Genomic DNA, 18,469 nt, shown 5'->3' on the forward strand with positions numbered 1-18,469 from the left:
GAAGTATTGATAAAAAGAGAAGCGTAGAGGTGATTCATGATTGAATCACCTCTACGCTATTATTCTGGGATTTATGTCCCCGACTCTCTCTTATTTTCTTATATATCAAAAATTCTTCATCTAGATATTAAGATTCACTATCTGTGTCTTCATCTTTACGTGGTAATGGATAGAATCCTTCATTGAATTGTTTCCATAAATTTGGTGGTAATTCATGGTTGTCTTCACGTTTTGGATCGAAGTAAGAGATAATCTCGTCTTCGTTACCTTCTTTAATTTTGCTCACAAAATTATAATCTAATAAGATTTCACGACCTAGAGCCACAAGTTCAATACCTGTTGTCTCAACTGCATCTAATGCATCGTCAGCAGTAAATACTGAGCCAATACCTATAACTGGCACTCGTCCATTAGTCCATTCATGAATTAATTTCAAGCGCTCTTGACCTGCATATTTACCTTCACGTGTTTCAGAGTGAATATCACCAAGTGAAATGTGAATATAATCTATCGCTTTTTCAGTGATAGTATTCACTAATTGTTCAGTGATTTCCATTGATATTCCTGGTGATTCCGCTTCTTCAGGAGAAAGTCTATAACCTACGATAAAGTCATTATTCGCATGTTGCTCTTTAGCTTTTAGAACTTCATCAATAACTGCTGTTGGGAATTTCATGTGATCTGCCCATTCATCATTTCTTCTATTGTAATAAGGAGATACGAACTGATGAATAAGATAATGGTTAGCACCGTGGATTTCCACACCGTCAAAGCCCGCTTCAATCACACGACGTGTTGCTTCACCAAAGTCTTTAATTGTTTGTTCAATTTCTTCTGGCGTAATCTCTCTAGCTTGATGTTCTTCCTGTTGTCCGAAACTTTTTAAAGAAATAGGACTTGGGGCAACAACATCGCCATTTGGTGTTAAATTAGGTAACGCTTGCGCACCGCCGTGGTGAATTTGAACTAGCGCTTTGGCACCATTTTTCTTCATTGCAGTAGCTAAACGTTTTAAACCGTCTAAATCTGAATCGTGTGCTACTGATGGTTGACCTGGAAAAGCTTTCCCAATGTCGTTAACGTTACTAGCAGCGTTAATAGCTAAGCCAACATCTTTAGAACGCTTTTCAATATATGGAATTTCTACATTAGAAATTGTACCATCGTCATTTGATGATACGTGGGTAAGTGGCGCTAATACGAAACGGTTTCTTAGTTCAACGCCGTTAGGTAATGTAACAGTTTCAAATAACTTCTCATATTTATTATTCATAACTATTCTCTCCTTCTTAATCATGAACACACTATAGCATGGAGAAATAATTACCCTCTAATTATATGCTTATATGTGCCTTACTACTAAACCTTTTCTTCCCGAAAATAAAAAAATCATTCATAAAATATAGTTTCTTCCAATATAAAAAAGCTAACACTACTGTTGATAAGTAATGTTAGCTAAGCGTGTTGACAGTCAATTAATTATTACGAATCGCACGTTTAGACTGCTTAATCCAGACCGGTAGGCGTTCTTCGAGTGTTTGAAACCCATACTTTTCTGTTTCTTTAATTTCATCTAATACTGACTGCTTTTCTTTTTTTCGTTCGTAGTTCTTAAAGTAATCATTATCTTTAAGTGACAAATTAAGTTTTCCTTCATCGTCAATTGATAAAATCTTCGCTTTAACAATTTGCCCTTCTGATAGAAATTTTTTTAGGTTATGGACATAATCATCCATGATTTCTGAAATGTGGATTAGTCCTTCAGTATGGTCAGGGGTCTCAACAAAAGCGCCATACGGTTGAATTCCAGTCACACGCACTTTAATATGCTGACCTTCTTTATAGTGATTATTCAACTTGATAACCCCTTATTTCGATTTCTTAACATAATAATAATAGCATAAATCACAAACTTGGACTAATCATAAAACGAGAAAACTCTATTATTTTTCAGAAATTTAATATTTTATGAATTATTTTAAAATTAAAAGTTCGCATTTATTATATTTTAAGAAGTTGATTGATTATACAAAATTGCATCTTTCACACGCGCTAGTAGCCATATTTACTCGATTTCAGTTTATGATTATTTTCAATAAAAAAACCTAAAATGATTCATGACAGTTAATGTACTTAACATGACATCATTTTATGATAAAATAAAATGAATATTTATATGTTGACTGTCTAACGCTATTGGCTAGACTTACACTTATTTTTCTTCAACGTCGATTGATTCGATGACAACATCATGAACTGGTTTGTCTTGAGCGCCTACTTTAGTGTTAGCAATATCTTCTAGAGTTGTTTCGCCTTCAATTAATTGACCAAATACAGTATGTTTTTGATCTAACCAAGGTGTACCGCCCTTTTCAGCATAAGCTTCAGCAATTGGTTTTGGCCAACCACCATCTTCTAATTGATTTAACATCGTTTCAGGTACTTCTTTCATTTGAACGACGAAGAATTGTGATCCGTTAGTATTAGGACCAGCATTGGCCATTGATAAAGCGCCATATAAGTTAAACGCTTCTAATGAGAACTCATCTTCAAATGATTCACCATAGATACTTTCGCCGCCCATACCTGTTGCAGTTGGATCGCCACCTTGAATCATAAAGTCATTGATGACACGATGGAATGTTATGCCATCGTAATAGCCATTTTTCGCATGTGTCACAAAATTTTCAACTGTTTTAGGAGCGATATCTGGGAATAATTTGAATGTCATATCGCCTTTATTTGTATGCATAATAACTTTAATTTCATTGTCTTGTATTTCTTTAGTTAACTGTGGATAGTTAGTCATTTAGATTCTCCATTCATGTTATGATGATATAGATACATCTTAACATATTTGAAAGGAAGTAATATAGCATGTTATATCGATTCTCACACAAGACAGGCACGTATGGTGTAAGTATTAAGGAAGAAAATGACAACCAAGTATTAGTCCAAGTGGAACAAGTGATTAAACACCCTAAACAAGGTGATTTACATAATCCTGGCAAAGTAGAAGGCGTGTTCTTTCATGAAAGACGTGCGTTAAGTCATTATGAAAAGCGTTATGCTACGCGTTCAAAACTTCGTGAGTTTAATGTTGAAGAAATGAAATATGAAGACTCATTACAACAAGCTATTACGCAAATGGAAAATGATTTAAAACAACAAGATACAGAATTTGCCAAATATGCTTTAAATAACTTAGAAAACTTAAAAAACGATTACTCAATTCAATATAAACAAAAATTTTTCTAGGCATTTTTTAACGTGTTTCTACTTATTTAATAAGTTCTGGAAAATCACTGTCTACAAGCACGATTGACGTTTTTCAGAATAATATGATTCATGTATAATGTATGCCATAAATATTTTTAAAGGAGGCCAACATAGTGAGTTTGTTACATATTGCGGTACTCTTACCGCTAATATTCGCACTCATTATTCCAATCCTTTATCGATTCTTTAAGAAGATTCATTTAGGTTGGTTTGTATTACCTATTCCTGTTGTCTTATTTATTTATTTCATAACTGATATTTCAACTACTCAATCAGGTAATACAGTAATAAAAACTTTGAATTGGATGCCTCATATCGGTATGAATTTTGATTTATATCTCGATGGCTTAAGCGTGTTATTCAGTTTACTTATTACAGGTATTGGGAGCCTCGTCGTATTATACTCTGTAGGCTACCTTAGTAAGTCTGAACAACTCGGAAACTTTTACTGTTATTTATTACTTTTCATGGGTGCAATGTTGGGAGTTGTACTCTCAGATAATTTAATTATGCTTTATTTGTTTTGGGAATTAACTTCATTTTCAAGTTTCTTACTCATCTCATTTTGGCGAGAAAAACAAGCATCAATTTACGGTGCGCAAAAGTCACTTATTATCACTGTATTTGGGGGCTTAAGCTTATTAGGTGGCTTTATCCTTATATCATTAGCAGGCGATTCAATGAGTGTGCATCATTTAATAGATAATGCATCTAAAATACAGCATAGTCCTTACTTTACGTTTGCCATGATATTAATCATGTTAGGTGCATTCACTAAATCTGCCCAAGTACCATTTTATATTTGGTTGCCCGACGCGATGGAAGCACCTACGCCCGTTAGTGCCTATTTACATTCAGCAACAATGGTCAAAGCAGGATTATATTTAGTAGCACGTGTGACGCCTTTATTTGCCATTTCACAAGGATGGATTTGGACAATTACTCTAGTCGGTTTAATCACCCTCTTCTGGGCATCATTCAATGCGACTAAGCAACAAGACTTAAAAGGTATCTTGGCATTCTCTACTGTGTCACAACTCGGTATGATTATGTCTATGCTAGGTACTGGTGCAGTTAGCTATCATTTTGAAGGTCAACAAAGTCAATTATATATAGCTGGGTTTACTGCCGCAGTCTTCCATTTAGTTAACCATGCGACATTCAAAGGTGCTCTATTTATGGTAACTGGTGCGGTTGACCATGCGACTGGTACGCGTGATGTGAAGAAACTTGGTGGCTTACTTACTATCATGCCAATTTCATTTACAATCACTATTATCACAGCATTAAGTATGGCTGGTGTACCACCTTTTAACGGTTTCTTATCTAAAGAAAAATTCTTAGAAGCCATGATTGAAGCATCTCACGCAAATCTTTTCAGTCTCAATACATTAGGGATTATCTTCCCAATTTCAGCTATTGTAGGTAGTATCTTTACATTTGTATATTCGATTAAATTCGTCTTACATATATTTTTCGGAAAACATCAACCCGATGCTCTACCTAAAAAGGCGCATGAGGCTTCAATATTAATGTTAATCTCTCCAATTATCTTAGCTGCACTCGTTATTATCTTTGGATTAGTCCCTGGATTACTAACACAATCTATTATTGAGCCAGCGACAACAGCAATTAGTGGAGCGACAAATGTACATGCAGAATTCCACCTATTCCATGGTATTACGCCTGCATTCATTTCAACATTAGTGATTTGGATTATAGGAATTATATTATTATTAACATTTGGCTACTGGATTCGTTTATTACAAGCGCAACCTACACGCCTTACATTTAACCATTGGTATGACTCAGCCGGAAAATGGCTTCCATCATACTCAGCAAATATGACGAACAGCTACGTCAATGGATATGTTAGAGATAGCTTAGTTATTATCTTCGGCATGTTAATTATAGTCACTGCTGTCACACTATTAAGCGTGCCTTTCAGCTTTGATTTTAAAGATATCAATACGATACATCTCTACGAAATTGTCATCTTAGTCTTACTCGTAGTAGCAGCATTTATGGTAGTGATTGCTAAATCTCGTTTATTCAGCATCATCATGCTTGGTGTAGTCGGATATACGGTGTCAGTGCTATTTGTATTCTTTAAAGCACCTGATTTAGCCTTAACACAGTTCGTAGTTGAATCAATCTCGACTGGATTATTCTTATTATGTTTCTACTATTTACCAAACCTAAATCGCTATAATGAAAAGACTTCATTTAAACTAACGAACGCAGTGATTTCAATTGGTGTAGGATTAGTCGTCATTATCTTAGGCTTAATTGCTTATGGCAACAGACATTTTACTTCCATTGGAGAATATTATAAAGATCACGTTTACGACTTAGCTCATGGTAAAAATATGGTCAACGTTATTCTTGTAGACTTCCGTGGTATGGATACGTTGTTCGAATCATCAGTATTAGGTATTGCCGGATTAGGCGTCTATACAATGATTAAACTACGTCGTAAACATAAAACAAGTGAGGTGAAGCGTGATGAACAGACAGAACAATAATTTAATGTTTCAATATGCTGCTGTTATTATCGCCTTTTTAATTGCCTTATTTGGTATTTCTTTATTCTTCGCCGGTCACTATACGCCTGGCGGAGGTTTCGTAGGAGGATTACTTTTATCTTGTGCGTTAACCATTATTGCAATAGCGTTTGATATTAAAACGATGCGCAAAGTCTTCCCTTGGGATTTTAAAATTCTAATTGGTATTGGCTTATTATTCTGCGTCGGCACACCTATTGCAAGTTGGTTCTACGGCAGCCAATTCTTTACTCATACAGAGTTCAATATTCCGTTGCCCCTACTCCAACCTGTTCATATGAATACGCCTATGTTCTTTGACTTTGGTGTTTTATGCGCAGTAGTTGGTACGATTATGACAATTATTTTAGCGATTGGAGAGAACGAATAGTGGAAATAATTATGATATTTGTATGTGGCATTCTCACAGCAATCAGTGTCTATCTCGTTTTATCTAAAAGTTTGATACGAATTGTTATGGGGACGACTTTAATTACACATGCATCAAATTTATTTTTAATTACAATGGGCGGATTAAAACATGGTGAAATGCCAATTTATGAAAAAGGCATCTCTCAATATGTTGATCCTATCCCACATGCATTAATACTTACAGCTATTGTTATTGCCTTTGCAACAACAGCTTTCTTCTTAGTCTTGGCTTTTAGAACCTATAAAGAATTAGGTACAGACAACGTAGAACAGATGAAGGGAGTGCCTAATGATGATAGAAACTAATTTAGTTGTTCTGACATTAGTAGTGCCGATTATTACTGCTATTATCCTTATATTTTTAGGACAACGTTATCGAATTAAACGCTATGTCACATTGATAGGCCTCGCCCTTACCTTCGTAGTTGCCATCATCAATTTAAGAAACGTAGTGGTCGATGGCCCATTGAAAGTCGAATTAGGTTCTTGGCCAGCACCATATGGCATTATCTTTTTACTTGATAGTTTTAGTGCCATGTTAATCGTAACAAGCATTATTATCACAATACTTATTACTGCCTATTCGATTACGACTGCTGGAATTGATAGAGAACGCTATTACTTCCACTTTTCAATAACGTTTATGTTAGTGGGTATTATTGGTGCGTTTACAACTGGAGATATCTTTAACCTGTTCGTATTCTTTGAAGTATTCTTAATGTCTTCATACGCCTTACTAGTACTAGGTGGCACACATATTCAACTACGTGAAACGGTAAAATATCTACTCGTCAATATTGTGACATCTACATTCTTTGTTATTGCAGTAGCGATTTTATATTCAATCGTTGGCACACTTAACATGGCTGATATTAGTGAGAAATTGACTAGTCTATCTAGTACACATGGTGGACTTTTAAGCATAGTATTTATTCTTTTCATCTTTGTGTTTGCAACTAAAGCTGGTGCCTTCCCTATGTACGTTTGGTTACCTGGTTCATACTATGCCCCACCTTTTGCTATTATCGCTTTCTTCGGCGCATTACTTACAAAAGTGGGTGTCTACGCGATTTTAAGAACGTTGAGTCTATTCTTCAACGATACGATGAGTTTTTCACACTACACAATTTTATTCTTAGCATTATTAACGATTATCTTTGGTTCAATCGGAGCCATCGCCTATTACGACACTAAAAAAATCATCATTTACAATATTATGATTGCTGTCGGCGTAATTTTAGTCGGTGTCGCAATGATGAATGAAGCGGGTATTGTAGGGGCAATTTACTATACGCTCCACGATATGTTAGTGAAGACTTCCCTATTCCTATTAATTGGTGTGATGTATCAAATTACTAAATCCACTAACCTTAAAGAATTCGGTGGTCTCATTAAAACGTACCCAGTCCTTGGTTGGTCATTCTTTATAGCTGCCTTAAGTTTAGCCGGTATCCCGCCATTGAGTGGTTTTTACGGTAAGTATTATATTGTACAGGCTACTTTTGAAAAGGGCTTTTATGTAAGTGGCGTGATTGTCTTACTTTCAAGTTTAGTAGTATTGTATTCAGTTATTCGTATTTTCTTAAAAGGCTTTTTCGGAGAGCCAAAAGGATATGACGTACAACGCAAAGTAAATGTTACACATGCTATGACTATTTCTATTGCAGCAGTCGTCATTACAGTATTATTCGGTTTATCTGCCGATTTACTCTATCCACTTGTTTCTGAAGCAGCTAAATCTTTCTATGATCCTAGCTTTTATATTAAAAGCGTATTAGGAGGTAAGTAATCATGGCCATTCAAATCATTTTAAATTTTATATTAGCTTTTATATGGATATTCTTAAGTGGTAGCTATACCCTAAATAACCTTTTATTAGGATTTATCTTAGGGATAGGTTTGGTCTACTTATTTAATAGAGTCCTACCTGGCAGATTTTATTTAATTAAAGTGTACAAGATTATTAAACTTGTGGTAGTCTTTTTCATCGAATTAATTAAAGCCAACATCGATGTGTTAAAAATCGTCTTACAACCTACATTGAAAAATCAACCTGGTTTCTTTATTTATGACACGGATTTAAAGACTGATTGGCAAATTGTATTATTATCTAATTTAATTACACTTACGCCTGGAACAGTAGTACTTGGGATAAGTGATGACAGAACAAAGATTTATATCCATTCAATTGATTTTAGTACTAAAGAGGAAGAAGTTGAAGGTATTAAATCTTCACTTGAAAAAGTAGTTAGAGAGGTGGGCGAAGACTGATGGTAAAAATTATAATTATTATTGCTTTAATCATTGTTGTAATATCAATGTTGGCAATGTTCATTCGAATTATCAAAGGCTCCTCTTTAGCAGACCGTATATTAGCACTTGATGCGATAGGTTTACAATTAATGGCATGTATCGCTTTATACAGTATTTTTATAGGCGCGCAATATCTACTTGTTGCTATATTATTAATTGGTATTTTAGCGTTTTTAGGCACAGCGGTCTTTTCAAAATATATGGATAAAGGTAAGGTGATGGAACGTGATAGCAAACATCATCATTAGTTTAGCGCTTATCTTTGTTATCTTAGGCGCTTTAATAAGTGCCGTGACAGCCATTGGTATTATTCGCTTAAAAGATATTTATTCACGTGGTCATGCTGCCGGTATATCTGCTACACTAGGTGCAATCTTTTTATTATTTGGAACGTTCTTATACTTTATTGGTACAGAGGGTTATATTAATATGCAGTTGATATTAGGTATTGTATTTATTTTAATCACTGGCCCACTTTCAAGCCATTTAATTATGAGAGCTTCGTATAATAATAGAACACCTTATACTAAAGATACGAAAATAGATGAATTTAAAGACGAATTTAAGGATAAGAAAATATAATTTAGTTTCTCTTTAATAATAAAAACAAGAGCTAAATCTCCATATAGGCGTAGAGGTGAATTCAAATATGAATTCACCTCTACGCTTTTTTTATCAATACTTCGTATTGTTTCGCTCGCATTTTCTGGGGGACTGGCTAAGCCACGGTCTTAGCCTAGCCCTGACCCTTCAAGAGTCTCGCCCACAATACTACATTGATTATGTGTAACTTTATATTGGCTTTAAGTTAAAAACATGTTATTATAAATCGTAATAATTACGTTTTATAAGAAAGAAGTGTTTTTATGCATTGGACTATTATTGGTGGTGGCATTCAAGGTACGACCATCGCACTAAAATTACGTGAAGCAGGTCTTCCTGTTGAACAATTAACTATTATCGACCCTTACAATTCTTTATGTGAACAATTTAATGACTTTACGCATAGGATTAGCATGCCGTTTTTACGCTCACCTATTGTACATCATATTCATCCTAATCCATTCCACTTAAAGCAATTCGCTAAAGTGCAACAATATACAAATGCAACATACGGACGTTATCAACGTCCTCAAACAGATATGTTTATGCATCACGTACACGAACAAGTGCATCATTATCATCTTAACGCTTGTCATGTTCAAGGCTACGTAAAGAAATTGACGCAACATAATCATGGTTGGTCGATCACTTTATCTAACGCTCAAGAGCTTCAAACTGATTGTGTTGTACTCGCACAAGGTTGTAATCATAAACCTTACATTCCTGACTTATATCAACATAAGGATGATGTATGCCACATTTTCAATGAGAATTTCGATGCTACTATGTATGATAAGGCATCGCATGTGGTGGGCAGTGGCATTTCGGCGGTTCATTTAACGTTGAAGTTATTGAATCGATCTCAAGATAAAGTGGTACATTTATAGATGAATAAAGATATAGCAATTCATCATTTCGATGCCGATCCTGGCTGGCTTGGACCTAAAAATATGACTTCATTCTTAAATACTAAATCTGCAGATGAAAAATTTGAAATTCTTTCAAAAGAAAGACATAAAGGTTCTATGCCTCAAGAGCTATATTTGCGCTTGAAAAAGCATGTTCAATCTGGACGTTTAGTGATTCATAAAGAGACAATCACCTCTATTGAGGACCACTCCATTATGACTGAAAATCAGAAGGTAACGTATGATTATATTTTACTGGCAACTGGTTTTGAACCTACATTTTTAAAACAATCAATGATACAGTCACTCATTAAACATGAGCAGGCACCTTTAACATCATGTGGCTTGCCGGACATAAGTTCAGAATTAGAATGGCTTCCTCAACTCTTTGTAGCGGGCGGCTTGGCAGATTTAGAACTTGGGCCGTTTGCGAGAAATATTATGGGTGGCAAAAAGGCTTCATTAAGAATTCATCAAGCTTATCAAAGATTGCATAATAGTAAACGCGACTCAGCATAATACTAGAAGAAAAGAGCGAGGACAGAAATTTAATGTAATTTCTATCCTCACTCATTTTAAAAAAACGCTTATTTATTTTTTAAGGGCTTAATGCCTATTGTCCCTCTCATAATACTAATTAATTCATCATGTTCGCTTTTAATTTCAATATTCCATACTTGTGTGGTCTTACCTTGATGAATAATGGTCGCAGTAGCTATAATGCGACCTTCTTTAACTGAATGGATATGATTTGCGTTCATTTCTAAGCCCAAAGGAATAGACTGTTGAGTATCAATTAGATTTGCAGCACCGATTGAACACGCTGTTTCTCCTAATGCGATAGTTGCCCCACCATGTAAATAACCAAATGGTTGTTTCACTTTATCAGTGACTGGCATCGAAATGACAACTTTACCTTCCTCGGTATCTTCTATCTTCATCTCAAAGGTTTCTAGTAAATTGGTCACGTATTTCACCTCATGATTATTATAATATCATCGTCGCAATTGTACCAAAGATAATTAACGGTACGTTATAAAATACAAAGTTAGGTATACATGTATCTCGAATATGATCGTGTTGACCATCTACATCTAAACCGGCAGTTGGACCTAATGTGGAATCACTTGCTGGAGAACCTGAATCTCCTAGAGCACTGGCTGTACCTACTAGTGCAATAAGCGCCATCGTATCTAAACCAATTGAGACACCAAGTGGGATGAATAACGTTGCGATGATAGGAATCGTCGCAAAAGACGACCCTATTCCTAAGGTCACTACTAGCCCAACAAGATACATTACAATGATACTAATTAATTTATGTCCATTTGTAATTTCGGTTAAACTTGAGACTAATTTTTGAATATCTCCCGTTGCATTCATCACGCCGGCAAAGCCATTTGCCGAAAGAATCACGACACCAATAAATGACATAATCTTAATACCTTCAACAAACTGACTATCTAATTCATTCCATTTGTATACACCTGAAATAAAGAAAACTAGTACCCCAGCTAATGCGCCAAAGATCATTGAATCTGTAAAAGTTTGTACTAAAAATGTTGCTAAAATAGCTACTACGGTAACTACTAATACATATGGTCGAATGGCTGGAATAGCCTCTTCCTTTTCAGAATAAGGTTCTGATTTATACTCACGAGGTTTACGGAAATAGAATATGCCTAATACTAAACCAACAATATAGCCTAATGAAGGGATAAGCATCGCTTTCCATATCATATTAAATTCGATTGGGTGATGTGCTTTATCGAATCCGTTTTGAATAATTTGGTGGAATATTTGTCCAAAACCGTATGGAAGTAAGACATATGGCCAACATAAACCGAAACCAATGACCAAACCAATTAAACGTCTGTCCATTTTCAAATCATTAAAGAGACTTAAAAGTGGTGGAATAACGATAGGTATAAATGCGATATGTACTGGGATTAAGTTTTGGCTCATGATGCTCATCATTAAAAGTGCCACAATAATAATGACTTTAACTTTAATCCTAGATAATCGGCTATTTTCAGAGTGAATTGCGCGTATGATTTTATTAACTAAATAATCCGTAATGCCACTATATGAAATAAGCGCTGCAAAACCGCCGAGTAATGCATAGCTTAAAGCGACTTCTGAACCATCCACAATATTTTTACCAAATACGCTGATGACTTTATTCAAACTCATACCTGAAATAAGTCCACCCACTAAGGAACTAATAAATAAACTAATCACTACATTTAATCTGTATAAACATAAAATAATCATTAAAATAACTGCAATAACTACTGCATTAATCATACACGCTCACCCTTTATCTCTCTACCGAACTAAAGTAAATAATTATGTGATTTATCATACCAACTCGATTAACTATTGTCAATGCGCCAATTTTCAAGAAAGCAAGCATCCTATAAAAAAACAGTAGTGAGGCTTAATCTTAAACACACACTACTGCTCTATACTTTTAATACTATTTAGGCCTGTTGATTAAAATATTTAGTTACGTAACCAATTTAGAACGGTTGTAATCATACTTCCTGTAGGACCTTTAGGCCCTTTAAAACTATTAGTATGAGTTGTAGCTGGTCCTGCAATATCAAAATGGATATGAGGTGTCGTGCCACTAAAATGTGTAATAAATGTGGCTGCAAATAAAGCTTTACCTTGACCATTTGTATGATTGACTAAATCGGCTACGTCAGAACGACGAATTAAACGTTGTTCAGTGTTTGTGATAGGTAACTCAAAGGCCAGTTCATCCATCGCTCTTGCACTAGCTAAAATCTCTTGAATTTCATTGTCAGCATGAGAATTAAACAATGCTGCTTTATCTTCTCCTAATGCTACAATGGCTGCACCTGTTAGCGTCGCAAAATCTAAAATAATTCGTGGTTGGAATTGGTTCGCATAGAATACAGCATCTCCTAATACCATTCGTCCTTCTGCATCGCTATTTAGCATTTCAACAGTTTCCCCGCTTAACGCTGTAAAGACATCGTCGGGTTTCATAGCATTATTGCTAATCATATTTTCAGCGGAAGCAATCACCCCTACAATATTAATTGGTAATTCAAGACGTGAAGCCGCTTCAATCATCCCCACAACATTCGCTGCGCCACACATATCAAATTTCATTGTCTGCATGCCAACTTTAGACTTAATACTGTAACCACCCGAATCATAAGTAATCCCTTTACCAACTAGGGCTATCGGCACCTCATCTTCTTTAGCGCCATTATACGTTAACGTAATCACTGCCGGTGGATTGATTGAGCCCTTACCTACTGCATGAATAAGACCAAATCCCTCTGACAACAAGGTTTCCCCATCTTTAATATCCACTTTGACTTTCGTTTCTTTAAAATGCTCTGCCACTTCCTCCGCAAAGTAACTTGGCGTTAAAATATTCGGTGGCATATTACTGAAATCACGCGCAAGATTGATAGATTGGCCTACAATTATGCCTTGTTTCAATTGCGTCTCAAGATGTGTATCTTGTGTAGTGATATGTAAGTCTAACTTGTACGGAACTTTTTTATCAGATTTATAATTATCAAAAGTATATATCGCTTGTTCACTTTGGAGACCTAATACCTCGATGATTTTATCTTGAGTGATTTGTTTAGAGATAAATGTATCAAATAATAATTCAGCATCCGTGACATGTTCTTCTTTTAAAAATTGGAACAAGTTGCCAAATACTTTTAATAAATCAGTATAATTTAACGTCTTTAAATTACCTAATCCAACTGTGATTAAGCGTTTAGTTTCATCTTCTAGTGGCAAGACGGTTGAAGCGACTTTACCTAGCGTATTGTGAATAATATGATGATGGCGATATTCATCAATACGTTGCGTTAAATCATGATTATTATATTGCACTGTACCAAGTTGGTTAATATGGTCTGGTACGCCTATAATTAATACTTCAGTGTCGATGTGCTCATGTTGATTAAAATTGAAGTTGATCATTGTGTAGCACCCTTTCTGTTGAATAGTAAATGTAATTTCGAAGATTTCGTCGTTCTACCCTAGTAAAGTTGATTATAGATGAATAAAGGATGGTTTCAAAGTCTCTTCATCTTATAAAATTCATACCTAAAAAAGCTGAGACATTTATATATAAACGCCTCAGCTTCTCTATTATATTGATTTTATTAAAACTTAGAATTTACCTTTTTTGAATGCTAAGCCTACGCCACCGATTTTGAATACGGCACGTGTATCAATAACTTTCTTCATGAAGGCAGCTTTTTTACCAGTAATATCTCTACCGTAAACGATACCTACACCGTCATGAGAACCTAATGAACATACTGTACCACGGTCAGCATATTCAAATTCTTCTGCAGCTTGACCGTTTAAGATGTTTTTAATATTTTTAGCAACGTGTTCACCTTGTTGCATAGCGATTTGAGCTGTAGTTGGTAATGGACGTTCTTCACCTGCTGGGATAAACGCAGAAACATCACCGATTACAAAGATGTCGTCATGACCTTCGATTGTTAAATCTTGTTTAGTCACGATACGGCCACGTTTAACGCCTTCAAATGATTCTTCCATTAATTTACTACCACGTACACCGGCAGCCCAGATAGCAGTACCTGCTTCTAATTGTTGTTCTTGATCGTTGATTTTTACAACGAAACCTTTTTCGTTACAAGCAACGATTGGTGTAGCGATTTTGAATTCAACGCCACGATCTTCTAAATAGTTAACTGCATAGTTAACTAATTCGTCAGAGAACATTGGTAACATTTTTGGAGCAGCTTCAACACAAGTTAATTTAACTTTGTTTTGATCTACGCCGTATTTGCTACATAATTCAGGAATTCTTTCAGTTAATTCACCTAAGAATTCAATACCTGTAAAGCCAGCGCCACCAACTAAGATAGCTAAGTCTTTATCGTCTTTTTCTTTAGAAGCTGCATAGTTTGCGAATTTATCTTCGATGTGACGAGATAAACGACGTGCAGTTTCGATGTTTTCAATTTGGAAAGCGTGGTCTTTCATACCGTCGATGCCAAATGTTTCACTTTCGAAACCTAATGCTACTACTAAAATATCGTAGTCATAGATACCGTGATTAGTTTCTACTTTTTTAGCATTACGGTCGATTTTAGTTACTTCAGCGTTGATAAATTTAACTTTATCTTCTTTAATAACACTTTCAATTGGATAAATTAAATCTTCATAATTTAATGTACCAGCTGAAGCTTCATGTAACCAAGTTGCTTCATAGTGATATTTGTTTTTGTTGATTAAAGTGATTTCTGCTTCGTCTGCAGAAAGTTCTTTTTGTAATTTAGTTACTGTTTGTAAACCAGCGTAACCAGCACCTAGTACTAGTACTTTTTTACGATCTTGTGCCATTTCATTCACCTAAGCTTTCATAATTATTTTCTTAAATGTAGATAAAGGCTACAAATTTCAGAACATAACAAAGCTCAGACCGTACATTATATTTCATTCAATATCTGTTAGTCTGATTTACCATAAACTTTGCACTTAACCTAACTGTTCATCCCTATTTATAGTCTTAGTCAACACTTTGTTTTTCAATTCAGTTTTATGAACTTTAGTTCACAAAAAAGACAAAGTTCAATCCATATTCAATTTTATAGCTTTTACACTACATTTTCAAGCAACAACAAGACTATATTTAAAATAATCGTCTTATACTTAAATCTAGAATATATAATCGAACTTTTTAAAATTTTTTCATTTTAAAATGGTTTAACAATTTTCAGGATTTCCTGCCACTTTAGCAGTTCTAAATGAACTACCACAACCACATGAAGCAATAGCATTTGGGTTGTCGATTTGGAAACCGCCACCCATTAATGATTGTTTAAAATCAACAGTTGTCCCATTTAATACAGGTACATCATATTTATCGACTAATACTTTTAAGCCGTAAAACTCTAAAACTTCGTCATTTTCGCCTGGTTGTTCTTCTGCAGACATTCCATATGTTAGTCCAGTACAACCACCGCCGTTGACTTTAATTTTTAAATAGCCGTCTTCCATATCATTGCTTTTTAACATGTCTTTTACTTCGTACGCAGCAGCTTCAGTTAATGTTACAGTTGGCATCATTGTTCCCCCTATAATAGATTTGTAAAATCATTGTCTTCTATATGTTTATAAATATTCTTTAATAAATCATCTGGTGTGTCACCTTCAACAGTATCACCATCTACTAACGCATACAACCCACATGAGCATGTACCACAATTGTTCAAGCATCCATATTCTAACACATCCACGTCCGGATCATTGTCTAATTTATCATAAACATAGTCTCCGCCTTTTGCCATATTCGATATGCAGAATTCAACTAATGGAAACATACTTCACCTTCTTCATGTTTTTAATTACATTATTATAACAAATCTTACTTTCTACTGCATTAGACTAGCTCAACTTTTCATTTGCCAAAGTGTAAAAAATCTAATGGTAAATGTTATGATTCCTTTATTATTGTACTCAGGACTTTGATTGTAGTCATTCTAAAAAACAGATATAATAAATTTATATAAATAATACATTTAATTGTAAGGGGCAATGAAATGTAATCTATAAACAACTTTATCCATTGGTTATTTTAATATCGATGATGAAGCAATTTAACACATTTTTTCTTATTTAAAGGGTAGTCGTTTTCGTTTCATAACGGAATCGCAAATCATATAAAAAGGGGTATAACATATGAAAAATTTAGTATTACTTGGTGGCGGTTATGGCAATATGCGCATTATGTCGCGAATTCTTCCTGAGGCTTTACCGGAAGACTATACATTAACATTAATTGATCGCATGCCTTTCCACGGATTAAAACCTGAGTTTTATGCGCTAGCTGCGGGCACAAAATCTGATAGCGATGTATGTATGAATTTTCCAGATTTCGAACGTATTAACACTATTTATGGTGAGATTAGCGATATTGACTTAGATTCTCAAATCGTTTCAGTTGGAAATACTAAAGTTGACTATGATGAATTAGTTATCGGCTTAGGTTGTGAAGATAAATATCATAATGTTCCTGGCGCTGAAGAATACACACACAGTATTCAAACATTATCTAAAGCACGTGAAACCTTCCATAGTATTAGTGAATTGCCAAGTGGCGCTAGCGTTGGTATTGTTGGTGCTGGCTTAAGCGGGATTGAACTAGCTAGTGAATTACGTGAAAGTCGTGAAGATTTAGAAGTGATTTTGTATGATCGTGGCGAACGAATTTTAAGAAATTTTCCGGAAAAATTAAGTAATTATATTGCGAAATGGTTCCGTGAAAATAAAGTTAAAGTTGTACCGAACTCACTTATCGACAAAGTAGAGCCGGGTAAAATCTATAATAATGGATCACCTGAAGAAGTAGATTTAGTCGTTTGGACTGCCGGAATTCAACCGGTTGAAGTAGTAAGACACTTACCTATCGATATTAATCGTAGTGGTCGCGTAATTATTAACCAATATCATCAAGTACCTACATATAAAAACGTCTATGTCGTAGGTGATTGTGCTGACTTACCTCACGCGCCAAGTGCTCAACTAGCCGAGTTACAAGGCGACCAAATTGCAGATGTACTTAAAAAACAATGGAACAATGAAGCATTACCAGAGAAGATGCCTGAACTTAAAGTACAAGGTTTCTTAGGTTCGCTCGGTGAGAAGAAAGGCTTTGCCTATATTATGGACCACACTGTTACAGGTCGTTTAGCCCATATTCTCAAATCAGGTGTACTATGGTTATATAAATATCATAATGGTTAAGGCATATTAATCATTTATAAGATTGAAAATGATAAAAGCGAGGTCTAGACAGAATAACTAAGATTTACCTACTTACGTTGTTGCTCAAATTTTGACGTAAGATAAAGCGTTTAAACGCTCTTCAGGTTTTAAAATCAAGGTTAAAAAGTCTAGCCTCGCTATTTTATTTATTATCTATTTATTTTCATTATTCGCAAAGTGTTTATCTACAAAGTTGGTTAATTGCTTTGTTTGAATATATCCGTCCGCAACATATTCATCGTTCATGGTAATTAATGGATAAAATAATTCATCTTCTTCTAGTTGCTCGATATAGTGTTGGTCATGGTCGCTAAGATTTTCAGTTTGCTTTTGAAAATCGATATACGTATATTCAAACTGAATATCTGGATATTTTCTTTCTAATAAAGATTGAATCCATTCAAATGTATTTCTAGATGTTGGTGCGTTCACACAACTGGCACAGACCACATCAGCACCGTACACTACTACACTCACTTTAGTCATACTTAAATCCCCCGTCTTGTTTTATAGATTTTTCTTACTTTATCTATTATAATAAATAAATAATGGAATTATGAAGTAATATACTTGAAAGGAGACATA

General features: G+C 34.9%; 19 protein-coding genes and 1 pseudogene. 10 read left to right on the top strand and 10 right to left on the bottom strand.

All coding sequences use genetic code 11. From position 1 onward, the window contains the following. Positions 1–127 precede the first annotated feature (127 nt). From FH144_RS06225 to FH144_RS06235, 3 genes are all read right to left on the bottom strand, one after another. Positions 128–1,273 (bottom strand): NADH-dependent flavin oxidoreductase, encoded by a 1,146-nt coding sequence (locus FH144_RS06225; RefSeq protein ID WP_242314446.1) that lies wholly within the window; start codon positions 1,271–1,273, stop codon positions 128–130. A 202-nt stretch (positions 1,274–1,475) separates the two neighbouring features. After that, positions 1,476–1,856: a S1 domain-containing post-transcriptional regulator Ygs gene (ygs, locus tag FH144_RS06230; protein ID WP_011276262.1), complete on the bottom strand. Its 381-nt coding sequence runs from the start codon at positions 1,854–1,856 to the stop codon at positions 1,476–1,478. Between the two features lie 356 nt (positions 1,857–2,212). Continuing rightward, positions 2,213–2,809, bottom strand: a complete 597-nt coding sequence (locus FH144_RS06235; RefSeq protein WP_242314448.1) for a peptidylprolyl isomerase — start codon at positions 2,807–2,809, stop codon at positions 2,213–2,215. Positions 2,810–2,877: 68 nt separating this feature from the next. Between FH144_RS06235 and kapB the strand changes: the two genes are divergently transcribed. The 9 genes and pseudogenes from kapB to FH144_RS06280 all read left to right on the top strand — a co-directional run bounded on the left by kapB (position 2,878) and on the right by FH144_RS06280 (position 10,597). After that, complete coding sequence (kapB, locus tag FH144_RS06240; RefSeq protein WP_107507436.1) at positions 2,878–3,258, top strand: sporulation phosphorelay system protein KapB; 381 nt, start codon at positions 2,878–2,880, stop codon at positions 3,256–3,258. Positions 3,259–3,392: 134 nt separating this feature from the next. Continuing rightward, a complete protein-coding gene (locus FH144_RS06245; RefSeq protein ID WP_242314449.1) occupies positions 3,393–5,804 on the top strand; it encodes a Na+/H+ antiporter subunit A in 2,412 nt (803 codons plus the stop codon). Further along, a complete protein-coding gene (locus FH144_RS06250; protein WP_107507434.1) occupies positions 5,785–6,213 on the top strand; it encodes a Na(+)/H(+) antiporter subunit B in 429 nt (142 codons plus the stop codon). The genes FH144_RS06245 and FH144_RS06250 overlap by 20 nt, the downstream gene beginning before the upstream one ends. Then, positions 6,213–6,560 carry a Na+/H+ antiporter Mnh1 subunit C gene (mnhC1, locus tag FH144_RS06255; protein ID WP_103166386.1) on the top strand — a complete coding sequence of 116 codons (348 nt, stop codon included), beginning with the start codon at positions 6,213–6,215 and terminating at the stop codon, positions 6,558–6,560. Before FH144_RS06250 ends, mnhC1 begins: the two co-directional genes overlap by 1 nt. Then, positions 6,547–8,043, top strand: a complete 1,497-nt coding sequence (locus tag FH144_RS06260; RefSeq protein WP_242314451.1) for a Na+/H+ antiporter subunit D — start codon at positions 6,547–6,549, stop codon at positions 8,041–8,043. Before mnhC1 ends, FH144_RS06260 begins: the two co-directional genes overlap by 14 nt. Before the next feature lie 2 nt (positions 8,044–8,045). Then, positions 8,046–8,525 carry a Na+/H+ antiporter subunit E gene (locus FH144_RS06265; RefSeq protein WP_107507431.1) on the top strand — a complete coding sequence of 160 codons (480 nt, stop codon included), beginning with the start codon at positions 8,046–8,048 and terminating at the stop codon, positions 8,523–8,525. Beyond that, positions 8,525–8,815 carry a Na(+)/H(+) antiporter subunit F1 gene (locus tag FH144_RS06270; RefSeq protein WP_242314453.1) on the top strand — a complete coding sequence of 97 codons (291 nt, stop codon included), beginning with the start codon at positions 8,525–8,527 and terminating at the stop codon, positions 8,813–8,815. Before FH144_RS06265 ends, FH144_RS06270 begins: the two co-directional genes overlap by 1 nt. Then, positions 8,793–9,149, top strand: coding sequence for a Na+/H+ antiporter subunit G1 (locus tag FH144_RS06275; RefSeq protein ID WP_242314455.1), 357 nt, complete (start codon positions 8,793–8,795; stop codon positions 9,147–9,149). Before FH144_RS06270 ends, FH144_RS06275 begins: the two co-directional genes overlap by 23 nt. 284 nt (positions 9,150–9,433) lie before the next feature. Next, a pseudogene (locus FH144_RS06280) lies at positions 9,434–10,597 on the top strand (NAD(P)-binding domain-containing protein). A gap of 68 nt (positions 10,598–10,665) precedes the next feature. Here the strand turns inward: FH144_RS06280 and FH144_RS06285 are convergent. The 6 genes from FH144_RS06285 to FH144_RS06310 form a co-directional block, all read right to left on the bottom strand. After that, entirely contained in the window at positions 10,666–11,046 is a 381-nt protein-coding gene (locus FH144_RS06285) for a PaaI family thioesterase (protein WP_242314457.1), read from the bottom strand. Between the two features lie 19 nt (positions 11,047–11,065). Further along, a complete protein-coding gene (locus tag FH144_RS06290) occupies positions 11,066–12,385 on the bottom strand; it encodes a Na+/H+ antiporter family protein (RefSeq protein WP_242314459.1) in 1,320 nt (439 codons plus the stop codon). Positions 12,386–12,583: 198 nt separating this feature from the next. Further along, positions 12,584–14,056 (bottom strand): M17 family metallopeptidase, encoded by a 1,473-nt coding sequence (locus FH144_RS06295; RefSeq protein ID WP_458383784.1) that lies wholly within the window; start codon positions 14,054–14,056, stop codon positions 12,584–12,586. 195 nt (positions 14,057–14,251) lie between these two features. After that, positions 14,252–15,460, bottom strand: coding sequence for an NAD(P)/FAD-dependent oxidoreductase (locus tag FH144_RS06300; protein WP_242314463.1), 1,209 nt, complete (start codon positions 15,458–15,460; stop codon positions 14,252–14,254). A gap of 363 nt (positions 15,461–15,823) precedes the next feature. Then, the gene (locus FH144_RS06305) at positions 15,824–16,183 is read right to left on the bottom strand and encodes a HesB/IscA family protein (RefSeq protein ID WP_107507424.1); all 360 of its coding nucleotides are present in this window, start codon (positions 16,181–16,183) and stop codon (positions 15,824–15,826) included. A gap of 11 nt (positions 16,184–16,194) precedes the next feature. Continuing rightward, a complete protein-coding gene (locus FH144_RS06310; protein ID WP_242314465.1) occupies positions 16,195–16,440 on the bottom strand; it encodes a YuzB family protein in 246 nt (81 codons plus the stop codon). 358 nt (positions 16,441–16,798) lie between these two features. Here FH144_RS06310 and FH144_RS06315 point away from each other — a divergent pair, with 358 nt between their 5' ends. Then, positions 16,799–17,863 (top strand): NAD(P)/FAD-dependent oxidoreductase, encoded by a 1,065-nt coding sequence (locus tag FH144_RS06315; RefSeq protein ID WP_242314467.1) that lies wholly within the window; start codon positions 16,799–16,801, stop codon positions 17,861–17,863. A gap of 174 nt (positions 17,864–18,037) precedes the next feature. Here FH144_RS06315 and FH144_RS06320 read toward each other — a convergent pair whose 3' ends face one another. After that, complete coding sequence (locus FH144_RS06320) at positions 18,038–18,370, bottom strand: YuzD family protein (protein WP_242314469.1); 333 nt, start codon at positions 18,368–18,370, stop codon at positions 18,038–18,040. Positions 18,371–18,469: the final 99 nt, after the last annotated feature.

The sequence above is a fragment of the Staphylococcus sp. acrmy genome, from assembly GCF_022690565.1.
In the GTDB taxonomy this organism is placed as follows: domain Bacteria; phylum Bacillota; class Bacilli; order Staphylococcales; family Staphylococcaceae; genus Staphylococcus; species Staphylococcus caledonicus.

Excerpts from the sequence above, each read along its gene's own strand:
- FH144_RS06225 (WP_242314446.1), bottom strand. The coding sequence starts at position 1,273 with ATGAATAATAAATATGAGAAGTTATTTGAAACTGTTACATTACCTAAC.
- FH144_RS06235 (WP_242314448.1), bottom strand. The coding sequence starts at position 2,809 with ATGACTAACTATCCACAGTTAACTAAAGAAATACAAGACAATGAAATT.
- kapB (WP_107507436.1), top strand. The coding sequence starts at position 2,878 with ATGTTATATCGATTCTCACACAAGACAGGCACGTATGGTGTAAGTATT.
- FH144_RS06250 (WP_107507434.1), top strand. The coding sequence starts at position 5,785 with ATGAACAGACAGAACAATAATTTAATGTTTCAATATGCTGCTGTTATT.
- FH144_RS06260 (WP_242314451.1), top strand. The coding sequence starts at position 6,547 with ATGATAGAAACTAATTTAGTTGTTCTGACATTAGTAGTGCCGATTATT.
- FH144_RS06265 (WP_107507431.1), top strand. The coding sequence starts at position 8,046 with ATGGCCATTCAAATCATTTTAAATTTTATATTAGCTTTTATATGGATA.
- FH144_RS06270 (WP_242314453.1), top strand. The coding sequence starts at position 8,525 with ATGGTAAAAATTATAATTATTATTGCTTTAATCATTGTTGTAATATCA.
- FH144_RS06290 (WP_242314459.1), bottom strand. The coding sequence starts at position 12,385 with ATGATTAATGCAGTAGTTATTGCAGTTATTTTAATGATTATTTTATGT.
- FH144_RS06300 (WP_242314463.1), bottom strand. The coding sequence starts at position 15,460 with ATGGCACAAGATCGTAAAAAAGTACTAGTACTAGGTGCTGGTTACGCT.
- FH144_RS06305 (WP_107507424.1), bottom strand. The coding sequence starts at position 16,183 with ATGCCAACTGTAACATTAACTGAAGCTGCTGCGTACGAAGTAAAAGAC.
- FH144_RS06310 (WP_242314465.1), bottom strand. The coding sequence starts at position 16,440 with ATGTTTCCATTAGTTGAATTCTGCATATCGAATATGGCAAAAGGCGGA.
- FH144_RS06315 (WP_242314467.1), top strand. The coding sequence starts at position 16,799 with ATGAAAAATTTAGTATTACTTGGTGGCGGTTATGGCAATATGCGCATT.
- FH144_RS06320 (WP_242314469.1), bottom strand. The coding sequence starts at position 18,370 with ATGACTAAAGTGAGTGTAGTAGTGTACGGTGCTGATGTGGTCTGTGCC.